General features: G+C 63.8%; 8 protein-coding genes. 3 read left to right on the forward strand and 5 right to left on the reverse strand.

Annotated features, from left to right (window positions below; genetic code table 11):
* Positions 1-24: 24 nt before the first annotated feature.
* From K7W03_RS20090 to K7W03_RS20100, 3 genes are all read right to left on the reverse strand, one after another.
* Complete coding sequence (locus K7W03_RS20090) at positions 25-474, reverse strand: MarR family winged helix-turn-helix transcriptional regulator (protein ID WP_025549803.1); 450 nt, start codon at positions 472-474, stop codon at positions 25-27.
* Between the two features lie 223 nt (positions 475-697).
* Entirely contained in the window at positions 698-1,000 is a 303-nt protein-coding gene (locus K7W03_RS20095) for a hypothetical protein (protein ID WP_048576931.1), read from the reverse strand.
* 23 nt (positions 1,001-1,023) lie between these two features.
* Positions 1,024-3,894, reverse strand: a complete 2,871-nt coding sequence (locus K7W03_RS20100; RefSeq protein WP_222887144.1) for a M16 family metallopeptidase — start codon at positions 3,892-3,894, stop codon at positions 1,024-1,026.
* A 173-nt stretch (positions 3,895-4,067) separates the two neighbouring features.
* On the opposite strand from K7W03_RS20100, the gene K7W03_RS20105 reads away from it, so the two are divergent.
* The 3 genes from K7W03_RS20105 (at position 4,068) to K7W03_RS20115 (ending at position 9,297) form a co-directional block, all read left to right on the forward strand.
* On the forward strand, positions 4,068-5,702 hold the full coding sequence (locus K7W03_RS20105; RefSeq protein ID WP_222887145.1) for a M28 family metallopeptidase: 1,635 nt from the start codon (positions 4,068-4,070) through the stop codon (positions 5,700-5,702).
* A 215-nt stretch (positions 5,703-5,917) separates the two neighbouring features.
* A complete protein-coding gene (clpB, locus tag K7W03_RS20110) occupies positions 5,918-8,497 on the forward strand; it encodes an ATP-dependent chaperone ClpB (RefSeq protein WP_140042648.1) in 2,580 nt (859 codons plus the stop codon).
* Positions 8,498-8,574: 77 nt separating this feature from the next.
* The gene (locus tag K7W03_RS20115; protein WP_226870339.1) at positions 8,575-9,297 is read left to right on the forward strand and encodes a 2OG-Fe(II) oxygenase; all 723 of its coding nucleotides are present in this window, start codon (positions 8,575-8,577) and stop codon (positions 9,295-9,297) included.
* Between the two features lie 8 nt (positions 9,298-9,305).
* Here K7W03_RS20115 and K7W03_RS20120 read toward each other — a convergent pair whose 3' ends face one another.
* Together K7W03_RS20120 and K7W03_RS20125 are read right to left on the reverse strand one after the other, a co-directional pair.
* Positions 9,306-9,944 carry a hypothetical protein gene (locus tag K7W03_RS20120; RefSeq protein ID WP_222887147.1) on the reverse strand — a complete coding sequence of 213 codons (639 nt, stop codon included), beginning with the start codon at positions 9,942-9,944 and terminating at the stop codon, positions 9,306-9,308.
* A gap of 432 nt (positions 9,945-10,376) precedes the next feature.
* On the reverse strand, positions 10,377-13,235 hold the full coding sequence (locus tag K7W03_RS20125) for a TonB-dependent receptor plug domain-containing protein (RefSeq protein WP_048576926.1): 2,859 nt from the start codon (positions 13,233-13,235) through the stop codon (positions 10,377-10,379).
* Positions 13,236-13,363 lie beyond the last annotated feature (128 nt).

Raw genomic sequence — 13,363 nt, forward strand, 5'->3', positions numbered from 1 at the left:
GGCCATTCATGGCGGGCCGTCCCGTTACGACTGACCCCGCCGCTCGGCCATGCGCCGCTCCAGCAGGTTCAGCAGGTTGACGATGATCTCGATCGCGGCATCGGGCACGCCGTCGAGCAATTCGCGCCGAAGATTCTCCAGCCTGGCCTCTATCCGGCCCACCAGCTCCTGCCCCTCCGGCGTGAAGGCGACTCGATTCGACCGCCGATCATCGGGATTGGGCACGCGCTCCACAAGCCCCGCCGCCTGCAGCTGGTCCAGCGTCCGGACCAACGAAGGCTGGGCGATGCCCAGTTCCTCTGCCAGATCCGCCTGCCGGACATCGGGGCCCAGCCGGTCGAGATAGATGAGGCACCAGCCCGCGCTGTTCGAGACGCCGAATTCCGCCAGCGCCAGATCGGCCAGTTGCCGCCACTGGCGCGCCACCTGCGGCATTTTATGCGCGAGGGCGCGCTTCAACTCCGATCGGGACATTTTTCTTAGATAGCTAACTAATATCCTGCGTCAAGGGATTTTCGTTTCTCTCCATCGCGGGATGGGAGGAGAAGCAGCCTTGGGCGGGTGGAGTTAAAAAGGGTCACGACCTGCCGCTTCCGTAAGCGCCCCCCCCGTTGCGCATAGGGGAAGTTTTTGGCGCGGCACGAAAAAGGGCCGGAAACTCGCGTTTCCGGCCCTTTTTTCCGCCCTGCTGAAACCCTTAGGCCCGACGCGTGCCCGAAAAGCCCGCCGTGCCGAACGCGCCAAGCTGCATCGTCCCGGTGATGGCGTCGCCATTCACCTCCGCCTCGCATTCCAGCGTCATCGGCATCGGCAGCGTCATGTTCATCTTCCAGCGCAGCTTGTTGCCGTCCACCTTGCCCTCGGCCACGTCGAGCGAACCCATCATGCCCGCGAAGGTGCCATGAAAGCCGTCGCCCGAGCTGATGACCGTCAGCACGCCATTCTGGTCGCCCATCGGCGTTTTCGCGACGCAGTCATAGGCGCCATCCACTGCTGCCATAGCACTTCTCCTTTACGTAACCGTCAATCGGCCAATGTGCCCATTTCCACCGGAAGGCCGACGACGTCAAGCTGCGGTTTCACCAGTTTCGCGTCGCCCACGACCACCCAGATCAGCCGGTCGGGATTGATCGCATCCCGCGCCGCCTTGTCGAGATCGGCAGCCGTCATCGCGCGGTACACGCCCGGTAGCGTCTCATAATAATCGTCCGGCCGCCCGAGCATCCGGTTGCGCATCATCGCGCCGAGCAGGTCGGACGAGGTTTCGAAACTGCCGGGCAGCGACAGGATCTGGCTGTTGATCGTCTGGTTGCGTTCCGCCTCCGTTGTGCCCTTGGCGGTCAGGAAGTCGCTGATGTCCTTCCGCGCGGCGACGATGGACTCCCCGGTCTTGTCGGTCTGGACCGGGGCATAGACCAGCAGCGGGATCGTCTCCTTGACGCCGGGCAGCGCGCTGCCCGCATAATAGGCCCAGCCCTTGGTCTCTCGCAGGTCCATGATCAGGCGGGAGGTCGAGCTGCCGCCCAGCACCTCATTGGCGGTCAGCAGCGTCACCGGATTGTCCGTGCCCGCCTTGTTGGTGAGCAGGCCGGCGAGGATCATCGACTGCGGGCTTTGCGGCTTGTCGACCAGGATGATGCGCGAAGGGCGCATCATGCGGTCCATGCGGAACAGCTTGGCGCCCTTGGCCGCCTTGGTCGCCTTCCAGTCCCCGAAGCGCTTTTCCAGCAGCGGCATCACGTCGGCCAGCGTCGTGTCGCCGGTGACGAAGATCGTCGCATTGTCGGGCCGCATCCATTTGTCGTGGAAGGCGACGAGATCGGCCCGCGTCACCGCCTTGACGCCGCTTTCCGTGCCCGATCCGGTGAAGGGAATGCCGTAGGGATGCGCCTGCCCATAGAGAAGCGGCGGCAGCAGGCGCTGCGCGATCGGCATGGGTTCGGTCTTTTCCGCCGCAATCCGGGTCAGCACCTGGCCGCGCAGACGTTCGACCTCCGCCGGCGCGAAGGCCGGGTTGCGGATCACGTCCGCCAGCAGGCCCAGCGAGGCGTCCAGATTGGGCTTGAGCGCATAGAGGCCAACATTGGTCGCGTCCATGCCATTGCCCGCGCTGATCGAGGCGCCCAGCCGTTCCTGCTCCTCCGCGATCTGCACGGAGCTGCGCGTCGTCGTGCCTTCGTCCAGCAGCGCCGTGGTCAGGCCCGCCGTGCCCAGCTTCGCCTTGTCGTCGGCCGCATTGCCCGCATCGAAGGACACCGACACCCGCACCACCGGCACCGTTGCTCGGCGCGCGAAGACGATGGGAATGCCGTTCTTGAGCGTCGCATGCTCGACCGCCGGGAATTCCAGGTCCTTGACCGGCTCGATCCCCGGCTCAGCGATTTTTGTGGGCGGCGGCGGGGTCGCCGCGACCGGCGCAGGCTTCTTGGGATCGCGGAAATAGGCCGGATGATGGGTCGCGTTGCCCGCCAGCGCATTGTCCTCGGCCGACCGCTCGCCCGGGGCCACGGTCAGGCGGAACACCGGGCGGGACAACCATTTGCGCGCCGCCTCGCTCACCGATTGGGGCGTCGCGGCGGCGGCGGCGGCCAGATCCTTCTTATATTTGGCCGGATCGCCCGAATAGACGGCGCCCTCGGCCAGCGTCACCGCCTTGCCGCTGAAGCCGCCGACCTTCTCCAGCCCGCCGATGGTGCCCGAAAGCTGCTGCGTCGCGGCGCGCTGCACCTCGTCCGCCGTCGGCCCCTTGGCGAGATAGTCGGCCAGAAGCTGGTCGAGCCGCTTGCCCACCGCCGCCGGGTCCTGTCCCGGCTTCACGTCCACGGTGATCTCCGCGATGGAGAGCTTCTCGAAGGGCTGGATGCTGGCCTTCACGCCCACGGCGACCTTCTCGTCCCGCACGAGGATATTGTCGAGCCGCGAGGATTTGAGGCCGCCGAACACAGCCATCGCCAGGTTGAGCGGCGTCAGATCGTCCGAATTCACCCCCGGCACGATCCAGTTGCGATAGAGCCGGGTGGCGGCGACATTGTCGTGCATCACCTTCTCGACATCCTTGTCGAGCGTCGGGACAGCCGCATCCACATCCTTGGGCGCGGGACCGGCGGGGATATTGCCGAACCACTTCTCGACCTTGGCCTTCGCCGTCGGCACGTCGATGTCGCCCGCCAGCACCAGCACGGCGTTGTTCGGACCATAATGGGTCTTGAACCATGTCTGCACATCGGCAAGGCTGGCTGCGTTCAGGTCCGCCATCGAACCGATGGTGGAGTGGCGGTAGGGATGCCCCTCCGGCAGCATGGCGGCGAGCTGCGCATATTCGACCAGCCCATAGGGCTCATTCTCGCCCATGCGCTTTTCATTCTGCACGACGCCGCGCTGGGTATCGAGCTTGGTCTGGGTGACGGCGCCCAGCAGATGGCCCATGCGGTCGGATTCCAGGAACAGCGCCCGGTCCAGCGCGCCGGTCGGCACCGTCTCGAAATAATTGGTGCGGTCGAACCAGGTCGTGCCGTTCCAGTCGGTGGCGCCGATGTCCTCCAGCCGCCCGAAGAAAGGTCCGTCGGCATTTTCGGAACCGTAGAACATCAGATGTTCGAACAGATGGGCGAAGCCGGTCTTGCCCGCCGGTTCGAAGCGCGAGCCGACATGATACCAGATGGACACGCCCACGACCGGCGCCTTGCGGTCGGTGTGGACGATGACGCGCAGCCCGTTCTTCAGCGTGAACTGCTCATAGGGAATGTTCACCGCCGCGACCAGGCTGGAAAGCGGCGCGGGCGCGCTCGCCGCCTGGGACGCCCGAGCAGCCGCCGCCTGCATCATGGGCACGAATGCGAGCGAGGACAGGCCGAGCATCAGGGCCATCCGGCGGGAAATGGGGGAGAAGGTCATCGGCGCCTCATGATGGTCAGTGGATTGTCGGGCAGCATAGCGGGGCGTTTTAGCTGTGCAATACGCATGTGGGAGAGGCGCCTCATCCTCCGGCAAGGGCGAGAGGCCGCTGGACAGACGAAACCAACGCGCTAGGTTTCCCTTCCAACCATAAACAGAGGTTTTCGCACCCGATGCGCCTTCGGTCCTTCGCCTTCGCTTCCACCTTCGCCCTTGCCCTCGCCACCCCCGGCCCAGCACCCGCCAAAACCGCGCCCGCCATCAGTGCGGAGGGCATTCGGGCCGACATCGGCTTCCTGGCCGACGACCTGCTGGAGGGGCGCGACGCGGGCACGCGCGGCTATGACATCGCCGCCCGCTATGTCGCCGCGCGGTTCGAGACATTGGGCCTGCGGCAGGCGGTTGCCGACAGCTGGTATCAGCCCGTGACGCTTGCCGTGGCGCGGCTCGACAAGGGGGCCGCCCCGTCGATGGACATTGGCGGCAGGCGCTTCGCCAATGGCGACGATGTCGCTGTCGGCGCCTTCGGCCGGGAGCCGCGGCAAAGCATCGAGGCGCAGGCGGTGTTCGTCGGCTATGGCCTGAAATCCGGCCGCGAGAAGATCGACGACTATGCCGGTCTCGACCTGCGGGGCAAGTTCGCGGTGGCGCTGTCCGGCTCGCCCGTCGGCATGCCGAGCGAGATCGGCGCGCACCTGGCCGCCGAAAAGGCGCTGGCGGCGCAGCAGGCCGGGGCCATCGGCCTCATCACCATTCCCACCACCGGCTATCTGCGCCGCACCCCCTGGGAGAAGCTGCGCGACCGGGCGCAGCATCCGACGGTGAGCTGGCTGGAAAAAGACGGCCAGCCCTATGTCCGCACCCCCGGGATCCGCGGCACCGGCACAGTGACCGGCGCCGCCGCCGACGCGCTGCTCGCCGGATCGGGCAGGAGCCTGGCCGCGATCCGTGCCGAGGCGGAGAAGAAGGGCGTCCGCCCCAAGGGCTTCGCGCTGAAGCCCGGCATCCGCATCGACCGCACCAGCACCGTCGAGACCGCGCCCAGCCGCAATGTGCTGGCGGTGCTGCCCGGTTCCGACCCGGCGCTGGCCCGGGAATATGTGCTGCTGATGGCGCATCTCGACCATCTGGGGGTCAAGGAAGACGGCAAGGGGCCGGACAGGGTCTATAATGGCGCGATGGACAATGCGTCGGGCGTGGCGACCCTGCTGGCGGTGGCCAAGGCCTTTGCGGAGAGTGGGGAGCGGCCGAAACGCTCCATCCTCTTCGCGGCGGTGACGGCGGAGGAAGACGGGCTGCTGGGGTCGCAATATCTGGCGCGGAACCCCGTCCTGCCGGCGGGGGGCAAGCTGGTCGGCGTGGTCAATCTCGACATGCCGATCCTGACCTATGATTTTCAGGACGTGATCGCCTTCGGCGCCGATCATTCGACCCTGGGGCCGATTGTCGAGAAAGCGGCGAAGGCCGAGGGCGTTTCGCTCTCGCCCGATCCCCTGCCGGCCGAAGGGCTGTTCACCCGGTCCGACCATTATCGCTTCGTGCAGGAGGGGGTGCTGGCGGTGTTCCTGATGACCGGTTTCGCAGGGCCGGGGAAAGAGGCGTTCGAACATTTCCTCAAGACCGACTATCACCAGCTTTCCGACCAGATGAGCCTGCCCTTCAACTGGGGCGCGGCGGCCAAGTTCGCCAAGGTGAACTATGCCATCGCGCGGGAGATCGCGGACGAGCCGCAGGCGCCGCTCTGGTACAAGGGGGATTTCTTCGGGGACGCCTTTGCGCCGGATGCGCCAAAAGCGGTGAAGCGATAGGGAACATGTGTTCCCCGCCCGAGGTTTAACGCAGCGTGCTCCCGCGACCCGAAGGTCGGCCTGAGCCAATGCAGGAGTCCAGTTCTGACGGTGGGGCCGGCTTCCCGCCTTCATAAGGAACATGGTGCGCCAGGACGTAAGGATATTTGCGTAGAGCCTCTTGTGTTGCTTTTATGCAACATTACATCGTGACGAGCTTCACGAAGGGGAACATGATGAACCTCGAAAAATTCACTGACCGCGCCAAGGGCTTCCTCCAGTCGGCGCAGACCGTCGCGATCCGGATGAGCCATCAGCGCATCGGCCCGGAGCATCTGCTGAAGGCGTTGCTGGAGGATCAGCAGGGCATGGCGTCCGGCCTGATCAAGGCAGCGGGCGGCGACGCCGGCGTGGCGCTGCGCGAAACCGATGCAGCGCTGGCCAAGGTGCCTGCCGTATCCGGCAGCGGCGCGCAGCAGACCCCCGGCCTGGACAATGATGCCGTGCGCGTGCTGGACAGTGCCGAACAGATCGCGACCAAGGCGGGGGACAGCTTCGTCACCGTCGAGCGGCTGTTGCTGGCCCTCACCCTCGCCACCACCACGGCGGCTGGCAAGGCTTTGGCGGCGGCTGGTGTGAAGGCGGAGGCGCTGAATGCCGCGATCAACAATCTGCGCGGGGGGCGCACCGCCGACACGGCGGGCGCGGAGGATCGCTACGACGCGCTCAAGAAATTCGCCCGCGACCTGACCGAAGCGGCGCGCGAGGGCAAGCTGGACCCCGTGATCGGCCGTGACGAGGAAATCCGGCGGACAATCCAGATCCTGGCCCGCCGCACCAAGAACAATCCCGTCCTCATCGGTGATCCCGGCGTCGGCAAGACCGCCATTGCCGAGGGGCTGGCGCTGCGCATCGCCAATGGCGACGTGCCCGATACGCTGAAGGACCGCACGCTGATGGCGCTCGACATGGGCAGCCTGATCGCGGGCGCCAAATATCGCGGCGAGTTCGAGGAGCGGCTGAAAGGCGTGCTGGACGAGGTGAAGGGCGCGGAGGGGCAGATCGTCCTCTTCATCGACGAGATGCACACGCTGATCGGCGCGGGCAAGTCCGAAGGGGCGATGGACGCGGGCAATTTGTTGAAGCCTGCCCTGGCGCGCGGCGAACTGCACTGCATCGGCGCGACCACGCTCGACGAATATCGCAAATATGTGGAGAAGGACCCCGCGTTGCAGCGGCGGTTCCAGCCCGTCTTCGTGGGCGAACCGACGGTGGAGGACACCATCTCCATCCTGCGCGGACTCAAGGAGAAATATGAGTTGCACCATGGCGTGCGGATCACCGACGGCGCGATCGTGTCGGCGGCGACTCTCTCCAACCGCTACATCACCGACCGTTTCCTGCCGGACAAGGCCATCGACCTGATGGACGAGGCGGCGTCGCGCCTGCGCATGGAGGTGGAGAGCAAGCCGGAGGAGATCGAGACGCTCGACCGGCGGATCATCCAGCTCAAGATCGAGCGGGAGGCGCTGAAGAAGGAGACCGACAAGGCGTCGCAGGATCGCTTGGCGGCGCTGGAAGAAGACCTCGCCAATCTGGAGCAGCAGTCGGCCGAACTCACCCAGCGCTGGCAGGCGGAGAAGGACAAGATCGCGGGCGAAAGCAAGCTCAAGGAGCAGTTGGACGCTGCCCGCGTCGAACTGGACCAGGCGCAGCGCGCGGGCGACCTCGCCAAGGCGGGCGAGCTGGCCTATGGCCGCATTCCGGAGCTGGAGCGCAAGCTGGCCGAGGCCCAGAACGTCACGCAGGGCGCGATGCTGCGCGAGGAAGTGACGAGCGAGGACATCGCTTCGGTCGTCAGCCGCTGGACCGGCATCCCCGTCGACAGGATGATGGAAGGCGAGCGCGAGAAGCTGCTCGCCATGGAAGAGGAACTGGGCAAGCGCGTCATCGGCCAGGCCGATGCGGTCAAGGCCGTGTCGACCGCGGTGCGCCGTTCGCGGGCGGGTTTGCAGGACCCGAACCGGCCGCTGGGATCATTCCTGTTCCTGGGGCCAACGGGCGTGGGCAAGACGGAGCTGACCAAGGCGCTCGCCGGATTCCTGTTCGACGACGACAGCGCGATGGTGCGCATCGACATGAGCGAGTTCATGGAGAAGCACTCGGTCGCCCGGCTGATCGGCGCGCCGCCGGGTTATGTCGGCTATGAGGAAGGCGGCGTGCTGACCGAAGCTGTCCGTCGCCGCCCCTATCAGGTCGTGCTGTTCGACGAGGTGGAGAAGGCGCACAGCGATGTGTTCAACGTGCTGCTCCAGGTGCTGGATGACGGCCGCCTGACCGATGGTCAGGGCCGGACGGTGGACTTCACCAACACGATCATCGTGCTGACGTCGAACCTGGGCAGCCAGTTCATCGCTTCGCTCGCGGATGACGAGCCGGTCGAGAAGGTCGAGGATCAGGTGATGGACATCGTCCGCGCGCATTTCCGGCCGGAATTCCTGAACCGGCTGGACGAGGTGATCCTGTTCCACCGCCTGGGCGCCGCCCATATGGCGCCGATCGTAGACATCCAGGTGGCGCGGATCGGCAAGCTGCTGAAGGACCGGAAGGTGAAACTCGACCTGACCGACGGCGCACGGGCATGGCTGGGCCGGGTGGGTTATGATCCGGTCTATGGCGCAAGGCCGCTGAAGCGCGCGGTGCAGCGCTATCTGCAGGACCCGCTGGCCGACCTGATCCTGCGCGGCGAAGTGCCGGACGGCGCGACCGTGAGGGTGGATGAAGGGGATGGGGCGTTGAGGTTGAGTGTGGGCTGACGCGGGAGCCAAAGAGGGGCGTTTCCCGGACGGGAAAATCGTTATAGTCCGTCCATATGGAACGCCCTTCATTCCCCATGTTCAAGTTGAATCCAGACTTGGACGAAGCGATTTTGCGAGAGCATTTTGCATGCGAGGGCCGCGTGCAGATCGCCGATTTCCTTGAAGCCCCTCAGGCTCTGGCGTTGCGCGCCAGTCTGAGCGAACGCTCCGATTGGCGCCATGTCATCAACGGCGAAAGCCAGGTCTTCGAAATCGCTGCCGATCGGTTCAATGCTTTGCCGGACGAGACGCGCAAGACCTTGGAACAGGCCATGTTCGCCAAGGCCAGGCATGGTTTTCAGTTCCAGTTCGACACCATCCGCGTGCCGGATGAAAAATCGAAGAGGCAAGCGGCCAGCGAGCATCTCGCGGCTTTTGCAACCTTCATGAGTTCTCAGGAGGTCCTGGAATTCATCGCGGCGATCACAGGAGAAAAGGGGATCGGCTTTGCCGATGCGCAGGCCACCCGCTATCGGCCGGGAGACTTCCTGACGCGGCATGATGATGCCGTCGCCGGCAAGAATAGGCGGCTGGCCTATATATTGGGTTTGACGCCGGGATGGCGACCGGATTGGGGCGGGCTATTGCTGTTCCATGGCGCGGGCGAGAATGTCACCGACATATTCGTTCCTCACTTCAACAGACTGAGCCTGTTCGCCATCGGGCAACCGCACAGTGTGAGCCATGTGGCGCCCTTTGCCGGCGCCGAACGCCTTTCGGTGACAGGCTGGCTTCGGACAGGCCGGCAACCCGATTGATCCCGCATTCAGTTACCCAAAGCTTCGTTCGCCCATTGCAAGGCTGCCTCCATCCGGTCCCCGATGGCTGTTGCGGCCCGGCCATCCGCATACCTTTCGTCCTGCACCGAATAAGCTTGATCCGGCGCCTTGGCATTCCGTCCGGACCAATGCGCGACGGTATCCGCCAGCATCGGCTGCGGCACCGCCAGCGTTTGCATCGCCTGACGAGCAAGATGCCGTGGGTCCGTCCGCAAACCCTCCCCATGGAGAAGGCGCACCTCGTTTTGACCAGACTGCTTCATCGCTTTTTCAAAGGCGCGCTGCTGGATCGCATGCAGCACCAGCGTTAGCGCGAGCAAGCGATCCAGATCTTCGCCTTTGCGAGCCAGAGCGCCCGACACCTGACTGGCGTCGCGCGTGCCCCTGCTGGACAGATGGACTGCCGCCCGAGCCGCAAAGGCCAGCCGATCGCTGCCGCCCCGGCACACCGCCTGAAGAAAGGCCGGGCGCGTCATGGTGAGGAAAATCGCTTTCAGCGGACCGGCGGACATTATCGAGGGCAACAGATTATTGGCCCAGTTGGATGGCTTCACCACCATGATCTCGCCAGGGCACCAAGGGCGATGGAGCAGCAAACAGATATGCTGCACCAACCGGTCGCTCATTTCCGCATTGCTTTCCCTTCGGTCGAGCGCGGCGCGATAATTCGCCAGATCGGCAAATATGTTCGGCTCCCGCAGCACCCGCACATGACCAGGCGCCTCGATCAGCCGCGACAATAAAGTCGAGCCGCAAAAACCGATATGGAAGAGAAAACGGCAGGTGGGGCGGGATGGCAAAGGCTGTCGCAGCAGATCGGCAATAGGCAGGGCAAGGCTGGAACCGACGCCGATGTCCGTACGCCCGTCAATGAAGGAGGCGGCGGCAATCCTATCGGGATCACAGCGCAGGAACAGTATCTCGCCACGATCCGGATCGATCCTGTGCGGGAGCCAGGTGGGATCGTAAAGAACCGATTCGCGGTGAGTCATTCCCCCGTCATAGCGGCAATAAACCGGGCCGGGACCGCCTTAATGATCGGCCCCGGCCCTTCAGCATCAGAACTTGATCGACGCGCCGGCGAAGAACTGCCGCCCGATCACATCATAGGTATTGGGGAAGGTGCTGCCGCCGTTGGCTGACGCGCCGACCGTGTCGCCCACGATCGGAGGCTTCTTGTCGAACAAGTTCAGCACGCCCAGGCGGAACGTCACTCCATCTTCGACATTGACGCTGAGCGTCTCATCGAAATAGGAATATCCGCCGATCTTGGACCTCAGAATGTCGGTCGCGGCATCTTGCTTGACCGAACCCAGATAGCGCCAGCGGCTGTTCAGCGTGAAGCCCTTGAAGCCGAGGTTCAGGTCCAGAACATGCTTCCATTCCGGCAGCGGCTCCATGTCGCATGCACCGCCGAAAGTACCCGCGCATTCATAAACGGGGGAAGTCGGATCGCTCTGCTTCTTGAACGAAAAGACGTAGGTGCCAGCGAAGTTGATGCTGTAATTGAAGCCTTCCGACGAACCGCCGCGATAGCTGGCGGTGATGTCCAGCCCCTCCGTCTTGATGCCGGCGACATTGCCCAGCTGCGATGGCACGCCAATGGTCGTGTCGCCGCTGAGTCCGCCTGTTACCGGGTTGCGCACGATGCCGGCACAAGCGGCGCTGTTGGGGTCCTTATCGATATTATAGCATTGGTTCATCGTCACGAAGACGGGCGTGTCATCGACCGCATCCTTTATCTTGATGCGGTAATAATCGAGCGAGAAGGTGAAATTCCGCAGAGACGGCGGGTTTACCACCAGGCCGAGCGTGACCGTATCGGCCTTTTCCTCATGCAGATTCTGATTTCCGCCAGTGAAGATGTTGACCTGACCCGAAATCGGCTGCGCAATCGCGCCCACGGTCGGAGCCCCCTGCGCGATACAGATGGCAGCGATGTCGGCAGGCACATTGCTACCCGCACAAGGATCGACCTGAAGACTGCCGGTGGCTGCCACGACAGGAGAGTATAGTTCATAGAGATTAGGGGCGCGAACGGCGCGCTGATAGATGCCGCGCAAACGCACGCCATTGATCGGCGCATAGTCGCCGCCGAACTTGTAGGTATGAACCGACCCGACGGTCGAGTAATCGGAATAACGGTACCCGCCCTCCACATTCAGCGCGTAGATGCCTGGCCGTTCCTGAACCAGCGGCATTTTCAGTTCCGCATAAAGTTCCTTGACGTCATATTTGCCGGAAATGTTCTGACCCTGACCATAATAGATGAGATCGCCCGACGCATAGAGCGGATCGACCTTGGTCGTGCCCTTTTCCCGGCGATATTCCGCACCGATCGAGAAAGCCGCCGGGCCGTCCGCCCATGGGCTCTTCAGAAAACCGATGTCACCCGCCAGGCTGCCGCCCGCGATGAACTGGGTTGTCTTGGTATTTTCCGTCGCGTTACGCAGAACGAAGGCGAGCTGCTGCTGTGTCACCGGCGTCGTGGTGAAGATGTTGAGCGGCACGCAGCCATTGGACGGATCGAAGCATTGCGGGCCGTTGGGCCCCTGGACCACGTCCAGCGCTTGCTGCAGAGCCGTATAGGACAGGTCGTTTCGCAGCACGGTGTCGCGTTTCGATTGCCCGTATTGCGCGAAGAGATCATAGTTCAGCCCATCGCCGATTTGCCCCCGCAGACCACCCACAAACTGGAAATTGTTCGTGGTGTAGGTGCTCAAACGGCCGCCGGTTTCGACCATGCGGCGGCGGATGCCGATGTTGGACGTTCCAGCACGCGCCGTGGGATCTTCAGCGACATCCGATCCATCGTTGATCTGCAGGAAGGGATTGGCCACCTGGTCGAAGAAGGCGGCGCGCATCGCATCCGACAGGAAGGGGTTGCTGGGATCGAGATTGAAGCCGAAACCTGCGGTCGCCGTCGGCGCCAGGTTCGTCTCGACCTTCACATGGCTGTAGCTGAAACGGCCATAAGCCTCTACGCCGTCGGTCACTTCATACCGGCCGAGCGCCATCACATTATAGCGTTCGAAGGGCAACTGGGCATAGTTGACGGGATTGAAGTTGTAGAGCTCGACATCGCTGGACAGCGAGCCATCAGGTTGGACCTGTTGCAGCCCCCCAACGGTGCCGTCCTCGTCCCCGGGAATGTCGAACAGCGTTGGGACGCCATTGCTGGAGCCGCCAGAGCTGACCAGGTCACTCGAATCCAGCGCGGTTGCGTTCCGGCGGCGGGCGCCGAAATAGACGCCGTTACGCTTTGAATAGCCGCCCGACACGACCAGATTGCCCCGGTCGCCCAATTTGATGCCGCCAGTCAGGCTGACATTATAGAGAGCGCCGTCGCCCCGGCTGGAAATCTGGCTGCTGCCATCGGCTGCGAGCCCTTCGAACCGGTCGTCCAGAACGAAGTTGACTACGCCCGCCACGGCATCCGAGCCATAAACGGCGGATGCGCCACCGGTCAGCACATCGATCCGCTTGATCAGTGCCGTGGGGATGCTGTTGACGTCGACAGCGCCCGACGTATCGTAGAAAGGCGCACGCTTGCCATCGATCAGCACCAGCGTGCGGTTTTCCCCCAGGCCGCGAAGGTCGACCGTGGCCGAACCATCGCCCGGGTTGTTGGAAGATCCGCCGAAGCCCGCCATGAATTGGGGGTTGGACGACAGGATCTGTTCGACCGTCACGGTATTGACCTGTTTGATCTGCTCGGCGGAGAGCACAGCCACAGGACTGCTCGCTTCGAGATCCGGCCGCTGGATGCGCGATCCGGTGACAATGATCGTATCTTCTGCTTCGGGAGCCGCCGCCTGGGGTTCGCTCTGAGAGAAGGCAGGCCCTGCGACCAGTGCCATGGACAGGATCATCGGTGCCGCGCCGGAACGCAACATGCTCTTTTTAATATGGATCAAAGCTCTACCCCTTGCTTCGAGTGTCTCTGCCTCTCTCCGCCCTGTATAGCGCGACGATCTGGGTGAGAGGTCAGCGACTATCAGGATGAGAACAGATTGTCGCGGCGGGTTCATGGTGCCGGGTTAGA

This window comes from Sphingobium sp. PNB, assembly GCF_019873065.1.
Taxonomy (GTDB): domain Bacteria; phylum Pseudomonadota; class Alphaproteobacteria; order Sphingomonadales; family Sphingomonadaceae; genus Sphingobium; species Sphingobium fuliginis.

Bases quoted from the DNA above. Each gene is read 5' to 3' on its own strand.
- K7W03_RS20090 (WP_025549803.1), bottom strand. From the start codon at position 474: ATGTCCCGATCGGAGTTGAAGCGCGCCCTCGCGCATAAAATGCCGCAG.
- K7W03_RS20095 (WP_048576931.1), bottom strand. From the start codon at position 1,000: ATGGCAGCAGTGGATGGCGCCTATGACTGCGTCGCGAAAACGCCGATG.
- K7W03_RS20100 (WP_222887144.1), bottom strand. From the start codon at position 3,894: ATGACCTTCTCCCCCATTTCCCGCCGGATGGCCCTGATGCTCGGCCTG.
- K7W03_RS20105 (WP_222887145.1), top strand. From the start codon at position 4,068: ATGCGCCTTCGGTCCTTCGCCTTCGCTTCCACCTTCGCCCTTGCCCTC.
- clpB (WP_140042648.1), top strand. From the start codon at position 5,918: ATGAACCTCGAAAAATTCACTGACCGCGCCAAGGGCTTCCTCCAGTCG.
- K7W03_RS20115 (WP_226870339.1), top strand. From the start codon at position 8,575: ATGTTCAAGTTGAATCCAGACTTGGACGAAGCGATTTTGCGAGAGCAT.
- K7W03_RS20120 (WP_222887147.1), bottom strand. From the start codon at position 9,944: ATGAGCGACCGGTTGGTGCAGCATATCTGTTTGCTGCTCCATCGCCCT.